The sequence below is a fragment of the Parasutterella sp. St.1A3 genome, from assembly GCF_059728705.1.
The window spans coordinates 1,305,621-1,326,637 of sequence record NZ_BAAGFK010000001.1; the positions used below are offsets into that span (position 1 = coordinate 1,305,621).

The following is a 21,017-nucleotide window of genomic DNA, read 5'->3' on the forward strand; positions in this document are numbered from 1 at the left end:
ATCCTTCTCCTTAACGCTTCTCGAAGAATCCCTTCAGTACTTCCGCGCCTTTTAGCACATTGGCGGTGCCGGGGTTTAGGAGTTCCGACAAGGACGCATCCATCTTATCGCTCAGCTCATCCTGCGCGAGCCTTAACGCAAGGGTCGCCGCAGCATTCTTTAATCCGTCCTTGGATTCATGCAGGGCGACTTTGGTCGCTTCTTTCGCGCAGTTCTGCGTCATGATGCGGGAGAGCGCAGCCTTTGCCTTCTGATTTACTTCCTTTGTTTTTGCATCCGGAATCACCGTGATTTGGCGCGCCGCTTTCGTCTTGCCAAGCGTGACAAAAGCCCACTGCGTCATCACGGTTTTATCAGAAGAAGTCAGGTTTTTATAAACACACACACCCAGTTCTTCCGCATACTGACCGGCGTTGGCTGAAGCGGAAAAAGCGCAAAGCACTATCGGCAAAAAAAGCAGTCTCTTATTCATGCAGCTTCCTCTGATGGTTTTAAATTTTGTACATCGCGAGATCATAGCGCTCCGCGTCTTTCAGCGGAGCGTCTGACATATCATTTCAGGACGTATTTTTCCGGTTTAGCTTTGCACGGCGTGCCGTCCGTGATGTAGAGCGTTCTTGTGACCGTATCAATCACCATGGACCAGAGCGAGCTGTGGCAGTGGTAGTACGGAAGATCCGGGTCATCGTGACGGCAGATACCGTCAGGGTATCCGGCATGATCGGACAGGATGGCAAAGAGTTTTTTCGGTGTGAGCTTTTTCTTGTCTTTGGTCAGTCTGCGAGCGCGGTCCAGGCGTGTAAAGGTGGAGATATAGGAATAGTTGCGCGCTTCCGGTCCGAGAATCATCTTTAGAGACTGCCAGTGATTGGTGTGGCAGAGCGCTTTGCCGTCGCTGAGAAGAATGTCCAAATCATTCGGTGCATACTCAACCATCACAAGTTCGCCGTCCCAAGAGGCAAGTCCCACGCAGGCGCACCCTGCTCTCGGACATTTAGCGATACAGTCGATCGCCTTGGGTACGGTCGAACAGGAAAGAGCGGCGCGCAGAACGACCTGAAGTGGCACTCCGACTTTCCCGCCGTTGACACTCATTGCGTTCATGGAGAGCGCAACACCGTATTCATTTAATCCTTTGCCGCCGACAAGACCCGCTTCAGTGACGATGAGCGACTTGGCATATCCTTCCTGCTCTACTTCAAGCAGCACGGTTGTGCCCTCGCCGACCGTCCACCAGTCCCAGTTCTGTGCGAGCAGTGTATGGCCGTTTTTGGAGACTTCCGGCGGAACACCGATCACGGTGCAGGCGTCTTCGTTAGACGGAATGTCCGTGAACATGATTTCCGATCGGCAGTTCAGCACAAGCACGGTCTGCAGATCGATTCCCGCGCCGTCGGCGATGCCCTTCATTTCCTCAATCAAATCCGGACGGAACGCGCGGATCGGTTCCTCGAAAGCGGCGGCTTTCTTGTACGCGGTTTCCCAGGCAATGTGATTTTCTTTGTCAAAAAGCAGCTTGTATTCTTCAATCAGTTTGTGAATGAGCTCTTTGGCCTGAGTGCCGTACAGCAGCCCGCATTCATACGGCGTGCCGCTCATCTTTATATATAAATGAGTCATTTTTTTTGAACCGTTTGGATTTGAGACAAAGAAAATTTTACGTCGAAAACGCTTTCCGATCGGTTTTATCCGACAGTTTGAAAAATCGCATCTTATCGGGCTCCGAAGCGACGGAAAACTACTAGAATTCAATACTCGTTATGGACACAGAAGCGGCGTTACAAATTGTTAAGATGCTAAGCTTTTAAAAATATATATAGATAGTGAGGGATGGGTCAATGAGCCGAATGACAAAAAAAGAACTAATTACAAAGCTGGCTGCGAGCGCACGCAAGGTCGGCAACGCCAATCCCTTCGCGATGGGATTTATTGCTTTTGACGACTTGAGAATGAAGCTTGAGGGACCGATGACAACCACCGGTCAGCAGTGGTACGAAACCCATGCGGACGATCCGATGGGCTTAAATGACGTCCTGACTGTTCCCGATGACATTGAGCTTGACGCGTTCGTGAAGAATGTATTTAAGAATTTAACGGAAAACGGCGGTCTTAATCTGTGGGTTATTCCGACAGAGCGTTTGGCTGACGTGCTTAAGTTTCTGATGTGTCATCCGCGCTTCAGGGGCAACCTTCTTGATGTGGACGACGGAGATCCCTGGGATATGCCGAGCATCAATTTTGAAGATCTCTGCGCTCAGGCGGAAAACCAATTCTTATCCAATCAGCCGATTAATGTCGTGTTTGAATATCAGGACGCCGATACCGGGCTTGTTGTCCACAGAATTACTCTGAACGAAAAGGACTTCTGGTTCTTCGTGGATGAACAGCAGATGAAGATCGCCGATCGCCGCTGGTAATTTTGCAGAATCATGAATTCCTGTATTAAATTCTCACTGACTAAGGCGGCAGCCGCGCTTTTAGGCTTTGCGCCCGCGGCTGCATTCGCGTCGGGTTACCAGCTCTCCCCGCTTGAGTCCTATCTGATTCAGGCGTTCGCGCAAGAGCAGATTGAAGGGTTTATTAATACAGGAACCTCATCTTTATTTGAAAACCCGAAGGTTTTTTACCTTCGGGCAAAACCGTTTGCGAAATTTGCCGCGGCGGACGCAAAAAAAGCGTCCGATCGCTACGTTGGAAAGTACGGTATTATTAATTCCAACGTTTTTCGTGTGGTCGGAGACCGAGAAAAAATCATTTATACGGTTAAGAATCCTTCTTACACCATTACGCTCAGCACCTCTGTCGACTCTGACAAAAGTCTTCTGAAGGATGTTTTTCCGGGAAGACGCCATGGCTTTTACTGCCGTATTGACGAGATCGGAGATAAAGAAGCTTCTTTTGGCGACTGTATGCCGCTCGGACAGTTTGAAGCGTCAAAGGCTGCGCAGGTGGAAAATGTCATCCATCGATATTTGAAAGGCGAAAAGATCACGGATCCGAATATGCCGACCTACGCCATGATGGCTTATATGGCAATTGTTTCCGCAAAACTGCTTGCTGAAGACTCAGTGTGCCGCACAACCGTTATTGAAGAGGTTAGCTACACGCCGGCTGACAGAAGGCTCTGCACACAGGAAGTCTCTGAATTATGGCAAAACGCGGGTTTAAACCCGCGCTTTGATGAAACGATGGATCGAGTTGAGGATCGGCTCAGAGAAGACGGTGTGGATGTCGAACTGATCAAACAGGCCGCGAGCGCCCTCGATTAGTCTGCGTTATTTGCTTTTATCCAGACGAGCTGCTTCAATATCCTCATCCGTCTTATTGAGGACCAGCTTTTCGATTTCCAGAGGAGTAATGCCGCTCTTGGCGTCGCCCTCAAAAACAAACTGCTGAACTTTGCTCTTGATTTCTTTCTGACGCGGAGATCCTTTGGCGCGTTCAACGTAGATGCGAATGAGGTCAATGATGCCTTCTTCTGTTTTTCCTTTATAGGCATGATTGATGCATTCCAGGAACTCCTTCTTGAGTCCGCTGTCAATTTCAATCTGCATTAATTCTTTTGCCATATTTTTTCTCTCCGATATCTGCTCGACATTTTATAGCGCGCAAGCGCTGTGCGGCATTGGTTTTAATACGTAGAGTGCCGAATGCGGTCAAAGCGCTGGAAGCGGTATGCCCAGGGACCTGACTCGCCTGCGGGATGCTCTTCAACCCAGACACGCTTCCAGTCATGTAAATCCAGACCGTCAAACGTGGTGTCACCTTCAAAATCCTGCAGAATTTCAGTGATCCAGGCGGTGTCCACAATGGGGAGCGCCTGACGATAAAGGTTTGCGCCGCCGATAATAAAGACATTGTCGTTCGGCGTAAAAAGTTTGACTGCATCTTCCAGAGAATGGACGACTTCGGCTTTATCGGCCTTGTAGTCCGGCTGCCGTGTGACCACGACGTTGCGTCTTCCGGGCAGCGGCCGTCCAATCGACTCCCAGGTGTGCCGACCCATGATGATGGGTTTGCCGATCGTGATCTGTTTAAAAAACTTCAAATCCTCCGGGAAATGCCAGGGTAGCTTGCCGTCTTTTCCGATGACGCCGTTTTGGCTTCTTGCAACAATAAGACTGATATGAGGTTTCATGAAGAAAAGTTCCGTTGAGAATCAAACTGCGATAGGTGCTTTAATGGCCGGCCACGGATCGTAGTCGATGAACTCAAAATCTTCAAATTTATAGTCGAATATCGAGTCCGGCTTGCGTTTGATAATAAGTTTAGGATACGGCCGAGGTTCGCGAGAGAGCTGAAGTTCGACCTGTTCAAAATGGTTGTTGTAGATATGGCAGTCCCCGCCCGTCCATACAAAGTCCCCCGGCTCAAGACCGCACTGCTGCGCAATCATGCAGGTGAGCAGCGAGTAGCTGGCGATATTGAACGGAACACCGAGGAAAATGTCACAGCTTCTCTGATAGAGCTGACAGGACAGTCTGCCCTCGGCGACGTAGAACTGGAAGAACATATGACAAGGCGGCAGCGCCATCTTGTCCACCTCTCCGACGTTCCAAGCCGACACGACGAGTCGGCGGGAATCCGGATTGGTCTTAATCTGTTCGATGACATTGCTGATTTGGTCGATATGGCGGCCGTCGGCTGCCGGCCAGCTGCGCCACTGCACACCGTAAACGGGGCCGAGGTCTCCGTTTTCGTCTGCCCACTCGTCCCAAATCGTGACTTTATTGTCGTGCAGATATTTAATATTGGAGTCGCCGCGCAGGAACCAAAGCAGCTCGTGAATAATCGAGCGGGTATGCAGTTTTTTCGTTGTGACCAGCGGAAAACCTTCCTGCAGATTAAAACGCATCTGATAGCCGAACAGAGAACGTGTGCCGGTGCCCGTGCGGTCAGATTTGCTGAGGCCGTGTTCATAGACATCTTTCATAAACGTTTCATACTGATTCGACTTCATCATGTCCAGTGTCCTTTACATATTTAATCTGTTGATGTGTTTTCAAAGGAATCACCATTCTAACGAAAAAGGCAGTTCATATAAACACGGGGGATAAAGCATCATCAGGACTACAGCTAAGGCAGCAGAAAGAGATCGCTGAAGAGTCAGGATGGAGGACAAAGTCTTTCGATTTGAATCCGAAACTCATTGAATAATTGGTAATAAAACTGCCGTAAATGTAACAAAAGAAGGAAGTTTAGATAGCGAGCTTACAATCGCTTGCATCAGAAATATTTGCATTCACCTCTTTCTTTGCTTTCCCTATACGATGTCAATCAATGAGAATGCGCAAACGTCCTCAGTTTTCCTCCTAGATAGTTTTGACGAGGCCCCTTCGAGCAGATCGGGCCTATTTTTTTGCCCGCTTTTCTTCTGATGCGTATTTCGTGCGCGTGAGGCGTTACAGACCTTAATTTCCTTGATAATTGCGATATTGCATTTTTAATATTCCTTCGAAAATTAAAACGTGAAATTTCGAGTTATTTTCCTTTCCGCCGCTTTGGGCTTTTCTTTGGCAGCCTGCTCTCAGACGGCTCAGCATCAGATGCCGCTCGGACAGAACTCGTTCTACAGCTACGAGCTGCAGACGAAGGCTTTTGTTGCAGAAAACCGCCACTTTGTCACCGACGATAAAACCGCGGAAATTGAAGGCAATTCTCCTTTCGAAATTGTTCCGAAACATCCGAACGGCAAAGCGATTCTCATGATCCACGGTCTCGGGGATTCGCCTTGGACCTATCATGACTTCGCGCGCACGCTCGCTGATCAGGGCTATCTGGTCCGTGCAATCCTTCTTCCGGGACATGGAACCAAACCTCAGGACATGATCGGCGTCACATCCGAGGACTGGACTCGGGCTGTGAACGAGCAAATGGACCTGTTAAAGGAAAAATACAAGGATATTTGGATCGCGGGCTTCTCTACCGGCTGCGATCTTGCGATCTCATACGCGGAGAAGTATAAGGACGTCTCCGGACTGATTCTATTTTCGCCTGCGGTAAAAGTGCGAACTTCTCTTCTGCCTCTCGCCCCCTTTGTGAATCTGTTCGTCACCTGGCTCAGAAAGCCCGATGAGACCACTTACAACATGGGCCCGTTTAAATACAACAACGTGCCGCTGGACGCGATCGTGGCGTTCAAGCATACGATGGACGACGCCGATGCGCTTTTAAAAGAGAAGAAACTCGATATCCCGGTTGTCGTGATGATGACCGAGCACGACAGCGTGGTGGATACTCAGAACCTGCTCCCGCTTTTTGACCGGCAGCTCGCCAATCCCGCTTCAAAAATCATTTGGTACGGTTCTGTGCCGAAGGATTTGAAGCTCTCGGAAAAGGTAATCGTTAAGACCGATTATCTTCCTGAGGAGCGCATCAAGTCTTTTGCGCATATGTCTATGTCCTATTCGCCGGATAATCCCTGGTACGGGGCAAACGGCAAATACCGTTTCTGCCGCAACAGCATGAGCGCCGAGGATATTAAAAAATGCCGTGAAAGCAAAGAAGTCTGGTACGGAGCCTGGGGCACACACGACGGAACTCATCCGTTCGCGCGTCTCACGTTCAACCCTTATTACAATTGGCAGGCCGCAGAGATACTCAAAGTGCTCAGTTCTGCCCCCTCCAAGACGGTCGATTCTGGCATCATTAAGTCTTCTGAATCGGGTCGCGAACCATAGGAAATTTTTGTGAAAAAGACACTATTAGCTGCAGTTTCGGCCGCCGCTGTGCTTTTGGCCGGATGTTCGGATAAAGAAGTCGCAAGCGTTTCGCTCGGACTCTTTACGTTTAAAGACATCAAACTGGAATCTTTTGTCGATCCTCAGGTACCGGGCATCACTTGCCACGTTGCCTATATCAATTCTCCTCTGCAGCTCTCTGATCCTTCAAACAGCGCTGTGACCTGTGTGCAGACCGGAGAAATCACGCCTGAGATGATCGCAGGCATCGACCACAGCTCCGACGGCGAAGTGGTGTTTAAGAAGAGTCAGAGCGTGTTCTTTAAAACGCTCCGTATCCGAAGGATTTTCGATATGAAGCATCAGACTCTGGTCTACCTCGGCTACTCCACCAAGATCGCCAACGGAAGCTTTAAGCATTCGCTTTCCTCGGTGCCGCTCTGGGGGACTAAGGCATATAAACCGGAAGGCTACCAGCAGCAGAAATAAGCTATAGTTAAAGCCGATTTCCAATTCGGTGTCCAAATTAATTACCAACCCGCTGTCAAGCGGATCAATTTAACGGAGAACGTAAATGAGTGAAGTTGTTGTCACAGACAAAGCCCCTGCCGCTGTAGGCACATATTCTGCCGGTATTAAGGCCGGCAAAACCGTGTTCCTTTCCGGTCAGCTCGGCCTTGATCCGGTTTCCGGAGAACTTGCTGAGTCTTTTGAAGCGCAGTGCCGCCAGGCATTCAGAAATGTTTTCGCTCTGGTGGAAGCTGCCGGCGGAAAACCCTCCAACATCGTTCGTCAGACCGTTTTCTTAACCGACTTGGCAAACTTCGCGACAGTGAATAAGGTCATGTCCGAAATCTTCACAGCGCCCTATCCCGCAAGAAGCTGTGTGCAGATCTCCGCACTTCCGAAAGGCGGTTTGGTTGAAGTTGAAGCGACGGTAGTGCTCGACTAACGGTTACGCGCTCCTACCAAGGCGTGCTTCTTGGCAGGAGACGATTGACCATATCGCGGATCGCCGGCTCGTCGTCCTTGAGATTATCTCTGAGCGAGTCGGAAGATCCGTATTTTTTTAGGTTCACAATGTCCGTACTGCCGATCTCGTGAATAAGCATAAGTTTGGCGTCGACTAAGTACGGAACCTTTTTTGTGTATTTTGCGTCGTAAACAATGACGGCAGGACAGTTCTTCTCAGCCTTTGCGACCGTTCTGACGGTCAGTCCTTTATCGGCGACAGCCTGTCTTAAAGCGATAAAAAACGCAGGAGGAACATTTTTATTGTCGACGATGCACACTGTGTCGAATCCGAAGGAATCGGTAATGTAGTATCCGGGGTCATCGCCTGCGCAGCCGGAAAGAAGAATCGGCAGGCCTAACGATAAACCGCAAAATATTTTTTTAAGCATGAAGCATCCTTAACAATGGTCTTTTTATAAAGACCGAAATTTGTTCCTCAGGCGAAAAGCTTTGTCTGAAGAATAGCTAACTTTTTCGATGCTAATATACTGGAGTCAATAATTCAACATCGTAAGCACGGCTTAGAAGCGCCTGTAATAGCGGATGGTATCGTTTCTGAAACATTTTCAGATAAGCGGCCTCGGCAGAAGCGTATAAAATAACGCTTTATTTTCAATCTGATGCTTTCAACAATGAATAAGTCTAGTCATCTGCCAATCGCGCTTTGGAATCCTCTTTGGACCATTATTTGGTCATTTTTATTTACTCCGATTTTCGGAGCGTTCCTGCAGCGCACGAATTGGAGCGATATGGGCGAAGCGGATGAGACATCAACCTGCGGACTATGGGTCTTCCTGGGGTTTGTTTACATGGGCGGATATTTATTTGCCGAACCCTGGCTTCCGGAAAGCGAATTTTCTGAATTCTATTTCTTCGGATCCTATCTCATTGTTTACATTCTCTGGATTGTGACTTCAGGCTGGAAACAGGTCAAAGCCGTTAAAGAGCGTTACGGCGACGATTACCATCACAAACTTTGGGGCAAGCCGATCATGCTCGGCGCCGCGGGTCTTCTGCTGTGGATGGCCATTTCTCTGACTTACATTATCGGTCTTCTGGCTTCCGGCATTATCAGCGCCGATATCGTCAAGCCTTAACCGTATGAGCAGTTATTTCGACAAGCTCCCTAACCTTGCGCCGCTTAAAACAAAAACGGCCGCGCAGCCGGGCGCTTTCGATCCTTATGCGTTTCTCAGTGTTCGAGAAGAACCTCAGGCTCCGGAAGAGCGCTTCAAGGAAGCAAGAAATCTGCTGATTTCCGAGCCGCATACGGCGCTTAAATATCTTGAAAGCGCCGCCAATGAAGAACATGCCGCCTCTCTTGATCTTTTGGGAATGCTGTATGCGACCGGTGAGCTTCTGGAGAAAAATGAAAAACGTGCGGCTGAACTTTTCAGAAAAGCCGCTGTTCTCGGTGAATCCCGCGCCAAATTTCATTTAGCAATGGCGCTTCGCGAAGGGTTCGGCACACAAAAGAATCTTCAGGAGTCCTTTGCCTGGCTTCGCATTGCGGCGAGAGAAAAATTTCCGGAAGCGATCTTTGCGCTTGCCGAAGCCTATGACTTGGGTATCGGAACGGAGAAAAATCCGGAAATTGCCGAGCGCTTTTTTAGTGAGGCCGCCTTTAAAGGCGAAAAGCGAGCCGTAGAGCGCATGATACGGCTCTCTTCTCAAGGGCCCATGCCGAATCCGAGACTCTGTCTGAGATGGCTCTTTAAAGGCGCGGAAGCCAAAATTCCCTACTGCCTGCTTGCCATCGCACGCTACTGGCTCGAGCATCGCACTCCTGCCGTCGAAAAGGCGCTCGGATTATTGGAGGAAGGCGCGCTCATCGAAGATATCGCCTGCCTGAATGAATTAAGCGCGTTCTGGTCTTCAGGCCGCTTTGCGCCCAAGGATTATGTCAGCGCGGTGGTCTACGCGCATATGGCCGCGACACGTTCTGACTGGAGAGCTCAGAGGCATCTGGAAAAACTCAGAAAAACCGCGCATCGCGAAGAGCTGATGGAAGCGGCCGCGATCGCTTCGATGCCAAGCTCCGAAGAAGTTGTGGCCGCGCTCATCAAACGGCGCCAAAAGCGCGCGGCATAAAAATAAAGCCGGAGAAATCCTCCGGCCCTTCCCTTTAGTCTTCCCAGCTTACGGGGTCTGTACGTTCTCGCAGCGGGTGGAAATGTTCGCGATAAGAATCACGCAGCGCCTGCAGGAATTCGGCAGCCGTCGGCGCAATATCGGAAGCTAAAATTCCGCTGTCGCATCCTTCAGAGGCTAAACCGTGCAGGTAGACGGCAGAAAGCACGCAGTCCATTAGTTCGTAGCGCTGAGCAAACATCGCCGCGATCATGCCTGAGAGCGCATCTCCGGAACCCGCAGTCGCCAGGGCCGGTGTGCCGGTCGGATTGATCCAGCTGATGGAGCTTCTCTGACAGACAATGGTTCCAGCGCCTTTCAAGACGGTAACGGCGCCGGTAAGCACCGACAAATCCAAAGCGCGGTTCAGTCGATCCGCTGTAATTTCTTCAAGCGGGCAGCCGAGGATTCTGGCCGCCTCGGCATTATGCGGCGTAATTACGGTATGCGCGCGGCGGTGTGTCACAAGAGAGAGAAGCTCTTCGTCGCCCGCGACCATGGTCAGCGCGTCCGCGTCAATGACAAGCGCGGCGTCTGACTGCAGACATTCAATGAATCTTGCCTTAGCTTTTTCCGAGAAGCCGAGTCCGCATCCGATGACGACGGCATCCATTTCGGAATGGTCAAGTTTGTCACGGAACATCAGCTCGGGAACCGACGGATCAAGATCCATCTTCTCTTCAACAAGTTCGACGTAGACGCGGCCTGCGCCCATGTAAAACGCGCTGCGCGCGGCAATGAGGGCCGCGCCGACCGTTCCTTTTCCGCCGCCGATAACGCCGACGCGTCCGTAATCCGCTTTAGAGGTGTTTTTGGTTCTGGGAGCACAGACGTGCTTGAAATCCTTGACTTCAGTCAGATTGATTTTTGTGAGCGGAATGGAGATGCCGAGGTTTTCAACCTGAACTTCTCCGCAGGCGTCTTTACCGATTGAAGTATAGAGGCCGGGCTTTCCGCTGAGGAAAGTAATGGTTGCGTCAGCGCGGCAACCGGCTCGTCCACCGACCCAGTTGCCTGTCTGAGAATCAAGCCCCGTCGGAATATCCAGGGAGACATGCAACGCTCTTCTTTCATTGAACCACATCGCCGCGTCCAGATATTCTCCGACGAGCGCTCTGGTCTGTCCGATTCCAAAAAGCGCGTCCACGACAATCTGCGCTTTCGGGGTGTCGTACGGATCGGTATAAATCGTCGCGCCGGTCGCTTCCCAAGCGGCAAGCGCTCCTTTTGCCTGTTCCGTTTTCGGAGTCTTTCCTCCGACATTGACGACGCTCACCTGATAGCCGAGTTCCGAAAGAATTTTTGCGCAGACATATCCGTCGCCGCCGTTGTTTCCCGGGCCGCAGATCACTGTGACAGTGCAGGTTTCAGGATGAAGTTCGCGGATATATTCCGCGGCGGCTTTCCCTGCCCTCTGCATCAGGACGTCGGGTCCGAGAATACGGGCATATTTTTCTTCCAGCTCACGAAGCTGAGCTATTTCCAATAATGAAACGGACATGTATGAATCCTTTTATAAAACTTGAGCAAGATTTACGGGTCTGCTTAAAGACTAATTTTTCTTTAAAAAGCGCATCGGACTGTAAGGCGTGGGGTCGATATCAGGCTGCGCGCCTTCAACAATTCTGCTCAGCATTTCAGCGCAGCCCTCTGCAAGAGACCAGCCGTTGAGGCCGTGGCAGATGTTCAGGTACAGGCCTTTATAGGGGGTTTCACCGCAGGACGGCAGGCTGTCCGGATGCACCAGGCACTGACCCATCCAATTGGTAGAGTCGCTCCATACGGCCGACATGGGCAAAAGCTTGCAGGCGCTTTCATAGAGCTCCTCTATGATTTTGTCGGTCATTTCCTGAGTGACGTCGCCAAGCCAGTAGCGGCCGCAGACGCGAAGCCTTTGTCCAAGTTTTGTGACCAATACATCTTTGTTGTCGAAGCTGACCGTGTGCATCGGCGGAACATTCATCGGATCAATTTTAGCCGTGATAGTCCAGCCTGTAAGGGTCATGACGGGCAGATCGAACAGCGGTTTAAAGAGCGCGGGGGCGCCGAGGTTATTGCTGAGAATCACCGCGTCGGCTGAAATCTCGCCTTTGTCGGTCTTGACACCGGTCACGGTATGATTTTCTCCAATCACAAGAGCCTCTACCTTGGTGTGGTACATCATCGTGAGATTCTTGTGCGCGATGTTGAATGTCTGAATCTGCTTTGCGAAATAAGAGGCGTTTCCGGAGAGTTCCTGAGGAATATAAAACGCGCCCGGGAAAGGTTCCGGAACATCTTCGAGACTCGGGTCAATTCGTTTTGCTTCATCGGCCGAGAGCCATTCTCCGTTCTTTTCCGGTCGTTCCTCTTTATGAGCTTCCTCCCACGTCTGGTTATTGGTAAAGACACGAAGCGTTCCGTAGACCTGTTCGAAAGACAGACTTTCCACTCGAGAAATGAATTCGGTCAGACCGACACTGTAGCGGGCAAGCTGCAGCAGTGAATCACGGTTGTTTTTCCACACATCGGCGCTTCTGGCGTTGGCGAGCGCGTTAAGGAATTTAATCTGTTTGATGGATACGTCCCAGCTGAGGCGGCGGGTTTTTGCAAAAATAGAAGCCAGGCCCGCTTTATCTTTAAAGGGCGAGCACAGCATCTGTACGCCTTCCGGTCCCATATACCCGGCTAATCCGAAACTGCATTCCTGATTGGGGGTGGACGCAGTTTCGATAAGCGTGACGGTATGACCGTGCCTGAGCAAGTTATGCGCGCAAGCAATTCCGGTAATTCCTACTCCGACAACGATGATATGCATTCAGTCTAACCTCTTATAATGTATCGGTATTTTAATCGCTTTTAGCGGGTTCTCTCAAATGGAAAATGGCATGAAATCACTGCTGACTATCGACGAGCTATCACAGGCAACCGGGGTTAGCGTGCGAACCTTGAGATATTACGTTTCCAGCGGGGTTTTAGATAAGCCGACAGGCGAAACACGAAACGCCCGATACGGAACACATCACCTCGATCAGGTACGCAATATTAAGAAGCTTCAGGAGGAAGGCCTGACGCTGAATCGTATCCTTGAAATTAAAAAAGAGAGCCTGCGCGATAAACTAAACAAAAAGGAGATCGGAGAGCCGATCACCACAATTGAGATTCCGACGGATAAGGGTATCTCGATTGTTTTTATGAAAGAATTATGCGGACTCAAAAAGGAAGAAATGATCGAAATCGCAAAAGATTTTGCTCAGTATCTTGAGATGAGGCAAAAGGAGAAAACAGGATGTCAGACAAAGAAAGCCTAATTGACGGAATTATTAATTTGCTTACAGGCAAAAAAAATGAGCCTATTTCCGTTGAAGGCTATGAATTTGCTGGACGAGTTAAATTAGGCAGACATCCCTTGGTTCTGAACGGAGCCGGGGTTCGGACGATCGGCGATAAAAAGATTTACGCATTAGGACTCTATCTTCCGGAAAAAACACAGCGCGAAGATACCGCACGCGCCCTGCTCGGCGCACGAAGAGCCGAGATTGTCATTTTAAGTCCGCTGGACGCCTCAAAATTTATTGATTCCCTGCATGCCGGCATCTCTGAGAATACCAACGAGACCTCCAGAGATTTTATTTCCAATGAGCTCAGCCAGATTGAGGAGTTTATGAAAGACCTCTCCAATTTGGAACCCGGAGATGTGGTGGACGTGGATTGGATTCCGTCCAGAGGAACTTTTGTTTATTACAACCGCCAGCTGATGGGCAACCCGGTGCGGGGCAAAGCGGTTTACGATGCGGTGCTTTCTATTTGGCTCGGAAAGAACGCGCTTGAGAGCGAACTGAGAGACGAGCTTCTCGACATTAAATAAAAAAACACCGCCCGTTCATAATGAACGGGCGGTCTGTTATCCGTTTAGGATTCGTCTAATTACTTAACGAACTTCGGATTGATCAGGTTCTGAGTGTTGAAGATAGCATCCCATTCAGCCTGTGTGAGCAGGTGCTGTTCATCAACAACGATCTGATGCAGAGACTTGCCGGTTGTGTAGCCTTCCTTAGCGATGGCGGCGCACTTCTGATAGCCGAAATGCGGCTTCAGCAGTGTGACGATACCGATGGAGTTCATCACATATTCCTTGCAGCGTTCTGTATTAGCTGTTACACCGTCAACAAGTTTTGTACGCAGTGTGTTGCAGGCGTTGGTCATAACCTTCATCTGTGTGTACAGAGCGAAAGTAATTACCGGTTCCATAACGTTCAGTTCGAGCTGGCCGGCAGATGCAGCAAGCATGACTGTTGTGTCAAGGCCGATAGCGAGGAAGCTTGCCTGGTTGGCAACTTCAGCAGCAACCGGATTGACTTTGCCCGGCATAATGGAAGAGCCCGGCTGGAGCTGAGGAAGATTGATTTCCTTCAGGCCGCAGCGAGGACCGGAGGCAAGCAGACGGATGTCGTTGCAGATCTTGGTCATCTTAACGGCGAGGCCCTTGATCGCAGAAGACAGTGTCTGGTAAGCGCCGCAGTCGCTTGTTGCAGCGATCAGGTCAGCACTGTTCTTGAACGGCATGCCGGTCAGTTTGGCAAGGTTGTTAACAGCAAGTTCCGGATAGCCGGGAGCAGCTGTCACTGTTGTACCGATAGCGGTAGCGCCGAGGTTAACAACGAGCAGATGTTTCTGAGCTTCTTTCAGGTTTTCGATTTCGTCGTTCAGAGTGAAGCCCCAGCCGTGGAATTCCTGGCCGAGTGTCATCGGAACAGCGTCCTGAAGGTGAGTACGACCCATCTTCAGAGTCTGGTCAAATTCCTTAGCTTTTGCATACAGAGCGTCGCGCAGTTCTTCAGCAGCCTTGATCAGGATGTTGGAGCGGAACATGCAGCTCAGATGAATAGCTGTCGGGTATGTATCGTTTGTGGACTGACCGAAGTTGGCGTCATTGTTCGGGTTGACGATGGAGTAGTCACCCTTCTTGCCGCCGAGGTGTTCGATAGCGAGGTTAGAAATAACTTCGTTGGCATTCATGTTGGTGGAAGTGCCTGCACCGCCCTGCAGCCAATCTGTGATGAACTGGTCGCGATACTTTTCAGTATTGTTGATGAGCTCATCGCAAGCCCAGATCATGGCGTCAGCAACTTCGGGTTTAACAACGCCGAGTTCCTTGTTAGCCATTGCAGCCGCTTTCTTAACGTAAGCGAAAGCGATGATGAAGTAGATTTCCTGATTGTTATTTTCTTCGGTGATGAAGAAATTTTCTTTACCGCGAAGGGACTGAACGCCGTAGTAAGCGTTTTCCGGTACTTCTAAATCACCAATGAAATCATGTTCAATACGAGTCATTTACTAAACTCCTCTATTTAAAAAAGAACCCGTGTATTCCGGGTTATCCGATCAGCCGCGCCGGTCCTAAAACCGTGGTCATGCGCCACTGAATGTTTTAATAGGACTCGACGCACCCGGTCAAATCCTGCTTATGAATGAGAATCTTTTAATATGCTTCTCTTTCATGGCTGTGTATTTTAGTCTTAATCAAAAGAAAAATATATGGTTATCCCGACAAGCTAAGGGAAAACGAGATACCTATAAAATAAGTATGGTATCGACTATAACTCTTTGGTTTATTGCGTATTTCTTAATTAGCTTGTTAATTTAAAAGGTAATTTTTGCACCAAAGTGAGCAAATTGACAATGGTTTACCCATATGCCAAAGGGAGTATGGAGATCGAATTTTCTAATAGCGGTGCAGGAATTTCTTTGATGATTAAGAGGTCTCGAAACGGCATAAAAATTTAGACAGCATTTCGGTCAAGCCGTTAGGCGCATAGGCTTCGTTCACTTCGACGACATTAATCTTTTCAGCTGAGAAAATTTCAAAAGCCCCTGCGCCGACATTCCAAAGCGGATGTCGGCGCGACCTTTCATACTCCTTAGTATATTTTCCGCAAACGAGCAGCAGGCCTTCAATGCGGTCAGACGCATTGATCGGTGTAATGCCGAGAATGTATTTGAAAATCAGCGGCAGAAGCTGAGCGGAGATTACGGACGCAAGGTTGGAAAACTTCGCGTCAAGGATTAAGTAGTAGGACTTTCCTTCGTCATTGAGCTTCAGCACATAGTCCGGCGTGTAGACGGCCTCTTCTTTAGCGTTTGACCGCAGAGTCAGCGGACAAGCGGAAGAAGAAGAAATGTAGGCCGTGCTGTTTCTGAATAGTCCTGTCAGGACGTTCTCTTCCCTGCTGCAGGAAATGACGGGTTCGAAGAAAAGCAGCAGTGTTTTTTCTCCGCGTACAAATTCAAAATAATTACAAGGCGGATTACCGGTATTCTTTTGAAGCTGAAGCCAATTTTCAAATTTCTTTTCGGTCATACTCCAACCAAGTCGGGTCAGTTCTTCAATAATCTTGATAAGCAGGTAATGCTCGTAGAGTTTTGAGCTTTCGCTGACAGTCGACATCACGAACTGGGCCGACCCGGAATTAAGACGGTTTCCATACTATTCCCGCATCACAGCGTAGATCTGCCGATATTGCGGAATATTGAGAAAAACCGGCGTCGGTTTCGGCGTAAAACCGCCTTTAAGTCGCGTAACCGGAAGGAATCTGGAGTATTGAAAATGAATTTTTTTAATTTCTTTTAAAGCTTCCAGCAGTTTTTGGCTGATCTCGTTATAAAGCCCTTTATATTCTTCAAGCACAATGCTTGAAGTGTTGATATAGAACTCGTCGGATAGTGAAAGCAGCGGCAAGCCTTCAAAAAACTGTCCCAGATTGTCCGCCGCGCCTTTAGTTTTAAGAATCACGTCTTCGAGAAAACTGACGACAACACGGTTTTCATAAACATCAAAATTAAGTTTGTTTTTGAAAACCAAAGTCTTTCTTGGCAGGTAAAAGAAAGAGCCGATTTGAATGCCGTTTTTTTTCATGAGTCGGTTCAAGTTCGTCCGGATGATTCGCGATAAAAAACAAGGTTTCCGGTTTTACTTCGGTCAGCTTTTCAAAGTTATCGATGCTTCCGTTCATTTCCAAACGAGCACGGCTGTTTGAAGAGAAAAAGACAGCGTTGTAAGAATAGACGCTAATGATCTTTTTCAGGGTGAGCAGATAACGATCAAAAATTTTTATCAGTTCGGACTCATCGTCAGAATCAGCCGATCTCGAAAGAAGCGTCACATTCTCACTGTACAGCAGCGCGCTGTTTTTGCGGACTTTTTCGTAGATGCCGTAAAGGTTCTCACTCTCTACTCCCCTTGCGAGGCAGACAGAAAAATAATCGGAGTAAAGCCGGAGTGTCTCTTCGGAATCATCTCGACGAAGAGTCAGTTCCAAATAAACCAGTCCGAGACTGTTTGAGAATATTTTTTTATATTCAGTCGAAAAATTCGCCCCTTGTTTGAAATAATGACGAGCCGTGTCAGCTCGTCCTTTGTAAACGGACTGGCTTTCTATTGATATATCAAAGAGATCAAAGGAGTCAAGAAATTTCTCAGACGCAAATTCAACCGCATAAGAAACGTCGTCATACACGCTGACGATAGTTTGTCCGCTGATGAAACGGTCGATTGTCGACTTTTCTCTATGAAAAATCAGAGGCAGCACTTCACTTTCATCAGATCCGGGAACGGATTTTCTAAGCGCTGCTGAGATTTGGATGTCCCAATCTGACATTAGAAGTATCCGAAGTAGTCCATTCGGCTTTCGCCCTGGCTGATGATCTGCTCAAGAATGCCTGCAGATTTGGTCAGTTTTGTGTCGCTAAGCCAGTACTGAAGCTCGTTCAGCTGCTCCTTATAGCCTTCCCCGACGCCGTTGATTGTGGGCAGAAGCTTCTGCGCGATCGCGTAATCCAGTGAGAGCAGCTCAGAGCTCTGTCCGTCGCCGCTCTTCATCAAGGCAGACGATGTCTGGATGAAATTTGCCATTGAGAATTGTGTTCTCGGTGAAACCTGAACACCGAGATTGTTAAACATCGACTTTGCCGTTTGGAGAAGTTCTGTGATGCTGCCGGAGAGATTCACCGAGCTTGTCTTGCCGAAAGTGGCAAGGAAATTCTGCCAATTGATCGGTTCAAAATCGGTCGCTTCGGACATTTCGCTGGAAGAATGTTCGGTGACGCTATCGGTGTCAGGCAGCGTAATAATCCAAGCTCTGTCAATAAGACGCGGCGAGAGATTTTCTGTGGTGTGGTCGTTATTGATGGTCGCGAGAAAGCGCAGCGTGTCGGGAATCTTAAAGCTCATATTGTTTCCGAGCGAGATGTAGCTGAAGCTATCGCGCACGTCGCAGATATTCATAAAGTCTGCGAAGTAGTACTCCATCGGACTGAGGTTGGCTTCGTCAAGCAGTATGAAGTAAGGAAGCTCTTGGAATCCGACGCCGCACTCAGCATCCAGCTGGCGGAAACATTCAATGCGATGCAGGTCCTGGCTCTCAAAGCGTCTGGTTAGCGGGTTGTAGTATCCGATCAAATCGCGTTTTGAAGTCCAGCCCTTCTCTACGGACACAGGAACATAACGATTGGCGAGTTCGCGTTGTTCGTTCCATAGTGCGGGCACCTCCTGCTCTTTAGCAATTGAATTTAGGCCGAGATTGACCGCAATCAAATTGCACATAGAAGTCTTGCCCGAACCCGGAGTTCCGGAAAATACCGTCAGGAAGTTCTGCGCGATACAGACAAACATGTTGGTGAACTCGTTCGGATCATACTTTCTGAATCGACTCAGGCGTTTGATCAGTTCATCATTTAGCGCTCTGCCGGTGGGAGAAGATTTCTTGATCTGCTTTAAGAAGTTCACACGGTTTCTTGTCGCTTCCGTATTCCTTTCGTCGTTCCACCGGTTGGCAGCTGCCATAATTTTTGCAGTCACTTGGCCGTCGAAAGCGAGATCGGCTACCGTCCTTACAGTTTCATTGATCTTCTTGTTGAATCCTTCGAGCTGAGTATCGAAGTCTTCACGTTCTTTCTTAACCTGAGCGAGTTCTTCATTGGCCAGCCTAACCTCTTTGCGGATGCGGACCAATTCACCTCGTTCATCATCTCGAGCCTTACGGATGTCTTTTATCTCTTTTAGGTCTTCCAAACGGCTCTCGAGCAGTTCAATTTCTTTTTCAAGCTCGCTTTTGCGGCGTTTATTTGCCGCTTCGCGTTCTTTATCTTTTTTGCGATGTTCCAGCTCGGAAATTTGTCTCTGGAGATCCTCGCGTTTGTCTTCGAGCTCTTTGAGATCTTCCATGATCAGCTTGTGGGCCGGAAGCGATTTAAGAACGTCCTGATCAGTTATGACACGTTTATAAATTTCCTCGAACAGTTCGGGTTTTCTCTTTGCTGCTGAGCTCATTGCCGAGCTGATCATCTCGACGATTTGCTCAATTTGTCTGGATTCCGGAAGATTCAGCTGCAGGTATTTGAGCAGTCTTAGTGCACGCTGTTTGGTAATGACGGAGCCGGAATCAAAGAAACCGTTATTAAGATTATCGAGCATCCAACGAGAAATGACTTCGGGAGTTCCGTTTGCACGCGGGATTTTCCGGATGAATTCCTTGACGAGCGCTTCATCAGAAACCATATCCACTGTCGTTTTGCGAACCAGAAGCGGATTGGTGAAAATCATTTTTAAGTTGACAAGAACATTGATGCCTTCAACTTTAAAGATCGGACTGACCGGCGCATCGGATCTTTCTTCGAAGCAGTCGACAATGCCTCTGTTTTCCGAAGATGTCAGCGGAGCGACATAGAGTCGTTTCAAGGCATCTTCTTTTAAGGAAAGAGGTCCGTAATATTTGTTATTTAGTTTCAGAACAACGAACTGTCCTCTGGCCAAATCGGAGAGTTCCGGACGAATATATGTTAAGCCGTCGAGTTTGATTTCAATTTTCTTATCCAGGGACACGGACTCGGGGTCAACCGGTTCCACGATATAAAAAGCCTGCCAATATCCGTTTTCACGGTCGTCAAAGGCGGCATTTCGGACTTCTTTTTTTGCAAAAAGCGAATAGATATCGAGAGTAAATTTGCTCTTGTTTTCGAAAAACGTACTTTCAAGTTCGGAATCTTCGAAGGGGATGTTGAGAAGAATTCCGTTGGCCAGCGTTAACCGTTCCTTTCTGCCGACTCGATTTGCGTCTCCCAAGAGAATATTGGCCATCTCGGGATACAGTTCTTTGGCATTTTCGATTTTGGAAGGAAGTCCGTTATTCCATCTGCAAAGCGGATAAAAATTGCAGATAGTTGAGCTATTGAAGCATCTAAGCAGTCCGGTCACCATAGGGCGTTTGATCTGTCGGATTTCCGCTTCTTCAGTCTCTAAATCTGCCAGCGCGCATTCTTCTTCGAGTTTATCCAGATGCTTTTTAATATCCGTATCAAACTGATCGGAGTCGCTTGTCGCAGCGTCCGTTTTATTCGTCAGTTCTTTTAGCTCTTCTTCCAGCGTGGGGATTTTATTATCTTCAGTTGTTTCCGGAGCGGCTGAAGAAATATCGGCGTTTTGATTTCCTGCCTCTTCGGAAGTTTCGACAGAAGAAGTACCGTTCGATTCTTTTAATCCTTCAGTTTTAGAGGGCTCGTTTTGTTTATCTGCGGCGCTGCATCCCTGCTTCGGTTCAGTATTTTGTGATTTTTGCTGCTCTAAGAATGCAGCAGGAGTTAGTTCATCAAGAGGTTCATCGAATACCGGCTTGTTGATTCGATTGACAAAATCTGTATAGGAATCCGTCACCAAACCCCAAAGCGCCAAGGTCATTCGATGTCTGGTTTGAGATGGTATTTCATTTTCATCAAAAACTATTTTCAACTGCTGAGCAATCTCAAGGGATAATTCGTCACTCTTTTTCGAGTCATCAGATTCACTTGCAAGAACCTGAGCCCACATGGCATCCAGGAGCTGAGGATACGGCTGAAACAGCAGCTCGGCGACGCGCTCAGTCAACGTGCGCCAGTTTTGTTTTTTTCCAGTACGCCGTCGTTGATGACTTTTTCGAGCTGAGGTTTTGTAATTGAGCCGATTTTTATATTGCGGTGATTGGCGACTAAAATTTTCTTTACCAGTTTTGTTATCTGTTTAGAGTCGCGGTCGCCTTTGAGGAGGTCAAAAATCGGGCCAACTAGATTTTCGTTCATGCCTGTTCCTTTTTATTTATTTTTTCGGCATTTTTCCCTGATTCTGAAGTGAGAGATCAGTCAGATTATTTCCGAAACATGTAATTATTAGATCCTTGGTATTTT

23 protein-coding genes are annotated in these 21,017 nt (G+C 48.6%); 9 read left to right on the top strand and 14 right to left on the bottom strand.

All coding sequences use genetic code 11. From position 1 onward, the window contains the following. Positions 1-10: 10 nt before the first annotated feature. Both AC6I1F_RS06150 and AC6I1F_RS06155 read right to left on the bottom strand, forming a co-directional pair. Positions 11-472, bottom strand: a complete 462-nt coding sequence (locus AC6I1F_RS06150) for a hypothetical protein (RefSeq protein WP_497801663.1) — start codon at positions 470-472, stop codon at positions 11-13. A gap of 80 nt (positions 473-552) precedes the next feature. Then, positions 553-1,620: a C45 family autoproteolytic acyltransferase/hydrolase gene (locus AC6I1F_RS06155; protein ID WP_497801664.1), complete on the bottom strand. Its 1,068-nt coding sequence runs from the start codon at positions 1,618-1,620 to the stop codon at positions 553-555. A 227-nt stretch (positions 1,621-1,847) separates the two neighbouring features. Here AC6I1F_RS06155 and AC6I1F_RS06160 point away from each other — a divergent pair, with 227 nt between their 5' ends. Continuing rightward, positions 1,848-2,417, top strand: a complete 570-nt coding sequence (locus tag AC6I1F_RS06160; protein WP_289077612.1) for a hypothetical protein — start codon at positions 1,848-1,850, stop codon at positions 2,415-2,417. A gap of 12 nt (positions 2,418-2,429) precedes the next feature. Further along, positions 2,430-3,269 carry a carboxymethylenebutenolidase gene (locus AC6I1F_RS06165; RefSeq protein ID WP_289163869.1) on the top strand — a complete coding sequence of 280 codons (840 nt, stop codon included), beginning with the start codon at positions 2,430-2,432 and terminating at the stop codon, positions 3,267-3,269. A 6-nt stretch (positions 3,270-3,275) separates the two neighbouring features. On the opposite strand, the gene AC6I1F_RS06170 is transcribed toward AC6I1F_RS06165, so the two are convergent. The 3 genes from AC6I1F_RS06170 to thyA all read right to left on the bottom strand — a co-directional run bounded on the left by AC6I1F_RS06170 (position 3,276) and on the right by thyA (position 4,963). Continuing rightward, complete coding sequence (locus tag AC6I1F_RS06170; protein WP_160334537.1) at positions 3,276-3,569, bottom strand: 4Fe-4S ferredoxin; 294 nt, start codon at positions 3,567-3,569, stop codon at positions 3,276-3,278. Between the two features lie 62 nt (positions 3,570-3,631). After that, a complete protein-coding gene (locus AC6I1F_RS06175) occupies positions 3,632-4,138 on the bottom strand; it encodes a dihydrofolate reductase (RefSeq protein ID WP_289077611.1) in 507 nt (168 codons plus the stop codon). Positions 4,139-4,159: 21 nt separating this feature from the next. Then, positions 4,160-4,963: a thymidylate synthase gene (thyA, locus tag AC6I1F_RS06180; protein ID WP_160334539.1), complete on the bottom strand. Its 804-nt coding sequence runs from the start codon at positions 4,961-4,963 to the stop codon at positions 4,160-4,162. A 505-nt stretch (positions 4,964-5,468) separates the two neighbouring features. On the opposite strand from thyA, the gene AC6I1F_RS06185 reads away from it, so the two are divergent. The 3 genes from AC6I1F_RS06185 (at position 5,469) to AC6I1F_RS06195 (ending at position 7,632) form a co-directional block, all read left to right on the top strand. Continuing rightward, the gene (locus AC6I1F_RS06185) at positions 5,469-6,680 is read left to right on the top strand and encodes an alpha/beta hydrolase (RefSeq protein WP_497801665.1); all 1,212 of its coding nucleotides are present in this window, start codon (positions 5,469-5,471) and stop codon (positions 6,678-6,680) included. Positions 6,681-6,689: 9 nt separating this feature from the next. Next, a complete protein-coding gene (locus AC6I1F_RS06190; RefSeq protein WP_160334540.1) occupies positions 6,690-7,169 on the top strand; it encodes a CreA family protein in 480 nt (159 codons plus the stop codon). Positions 7,170-7,254: 85 nt separating this feature from the next. Next, positions 7,255-7,632, top strand: a complete 378-nt coding sequence (locus AC6I1F_RS06195) for a Rid family detoxifying hydrolase (RefSeq protein ID WP_160334541.1) — start codon at positions 7,255-7,257, stop codon at positions 7,630-7,632. Between the two features lie 13 nt (positions 7,633-7,645). Here AC6I1F_RS06195 and AC6I1F_RS06200 read toward each other — a convergent pair whose 3' ends face one another. Continuing rightward, positions 7,646-8,083, bottom strand: a complete 438-nt coding sequence (locus tag AC6I1F_RS06200) for a hypothetical protein (RefSeq protein ID WP_289077713.1) — start codon at positions 8,081-8,083, stop codon at positions 7,646-7,648. A 243-nt stretch (positions 8,084-8,326) separates the two neighbouring features. On the opposite strand from AC6I1F_RS06200, the gene AC6I1F_RS06205 reads away from it, so the two are divergent. Next, positions 8,327-8,791 carry a hypothetical protein gene (locus AC6I1F_RS06205; protein ID WP_160334543.1) on the top strand — a complete coding sequence of 155 codons (465 nt, stop codon included), beginning with the start codon at positions 8,327-8,329 and terminating at the stop codon, positions 8,789-8,791. 4 nt (positions 8,792-8,795) lie between these two features. Beyond that, complete coding sequence (locus tag AC6I1F_RS06210) at positions 8,796-9,785, top strand: tetratricopeptide repeat protein (protein ID WP_497801666.1); 990 nt, start codon at positions 8,796-8,798, stop codon at positions 9,783-9,785. A 34-nt stretch (positions 9,786-9,819) separates the two neighbouring features. Here AC6I1F_RS06210 and AC6I1F_RS06215 read toward each other — a convergent pair whose 3' ends face one another. Continuing rightward, positions 9,820-11,325, bottom strand: coding sequence for an NAD(P)H-hydrate dehydratase (locus AC6I1F_RS06215; protein WP_497801667.1), 1,506 nt, complete (start codon positions 11,323-11,325; stop codon positions 9,820-9,822). Positions 11,326-11,376: 51 nt separating this feature from the next. Beyond that, positions 11,377-12,621: an NAD(P)/FAD-dependent oxidoreductase gene (locus AC6I1F_RS06220; protein WP_489522512.1), complete on the bottom strand. Its 1,245-nt coding sequence runs from the start codon at positions 12,619-12,621 to the stop codon at positions 11,377-11,379. Between the two features lie 70 nt (positions 12,622-12,691). Between AC6I1F_RS06220 and AC6I1F_RS06225 the strand changes: the two genes are divergently transcribed. Together AC6I1F_RS06225 and AC6I1F_RS06230 are read left to right on the top strand one after the other, a co-directional pair. Next, positions 12,692-13,114, top strand: a complete 423-nt coding sequence (locus AC6I1F_RS06225) for a helix-turn-helix domain-containing protein (protein WP_160334547.1) — start codon at positions 12,692-12,694, stop codon at positions 13,112-13,114. Further along, on the top strand, positions 13,093-13,671 hold the full coding sequence (locus tag AC6I1F_RS06230; protein ID WP_289077709.1) for a chalcone isomerase family protein: 579 nt from the start codon (positions 13,093-13,095) through the stop codon (positions 13,669-13,671). Before AC6I1F_RS06225 ends, AC6I1F_RS06230 begins: the two co-directional genes overlap by 22 nt. 59 nt (positions 13,672-13,730) lie before the next feature. On the opposite strand, the gene AC6I1F_RS06235 is transcribed toward AC6I1F_RS06230, so the two are convergent. The 6 genes from AC6I1F_RS06235 to AC6I1F_RS06260 all read right to left on the bottom strand — a co-directional run bounded on the left by AC6I1F_RS06235 (position 13,731) and on the right by AC6I1F_RS06260 (position 20,912). Then, complete coding sequence (locus tag AC6I1F_RS06235) at positions 13,731-15,137, bottom strand: aspartate ammonia-lyase (RefSeq protein ID WP_289185840.1); 1,407 nt, start codon at positions 15,135-15,137, stop codon at positions 13,731-13,733. Positions 15,138-15,558: 421 nt separating this feature from the next. After that, entirely contained in the window at positions 15,559-16,251 is a 693-nt protein-coding gene (locus AC6I1F_RS06240) for a hypothetical protein (protein WP_290449036.1), read from the bottom strand. A gap of 39 nt (positions 16,252-16,290) precedes the next feature. Continuing rightward, on the bottom strand, positions 16,291-16,665 hold the full coding sequence (locus tag AC6I1F_RS06245; protein WP_497801668.1) for a hypothetical protein: 375 nt from the start codon (positions 16,663-16,665) through the stop codon (positions 16,291-16,293). Further along, positions 16,643-17,461: a hypothetical protein gene (locus tag AC6I1F_RS06250; RefSeq protein WP_497801669.1), complete on the bottom strand. Its 819-nt coding sequence runs from the start codon at positions 17,459-17,461 to the stop codon at positions 16,643-16,645. Before AC6I1F_RS06250 ends, AC6I1F_RS06245 begins: the two co-directional genes overlap by 23 nt. After that, entirely contained in the window at positions 17,461-20,721 is a 3,261-nt protein-coding gene (locus tag AC6I1F_RS06255; protein WP_497801670.1) for a DUF8727 domain-containing protein, read from the bottom strand. The genes AC6I1F_RS06250 and AC6I1F_RS06255 overlap by 1 nt, the downstream gene beginning before the upstream one ends. Then, a complete protein-coding gene (locus AC6I1F_RS06260) occupies positions 20,718-20,912 on the bottom strand; it encodes a hypothetical protein (protein WP_290372593.1) in 195 nt (64 codons plus the stop codon). Before AC6I1F_RS06260 ends, AC6I1F_RS06255 begins: the two co-directional genes overlap by 4 nt. Positions 20,913-21,017: the final 105 nt, after the last annotated feature.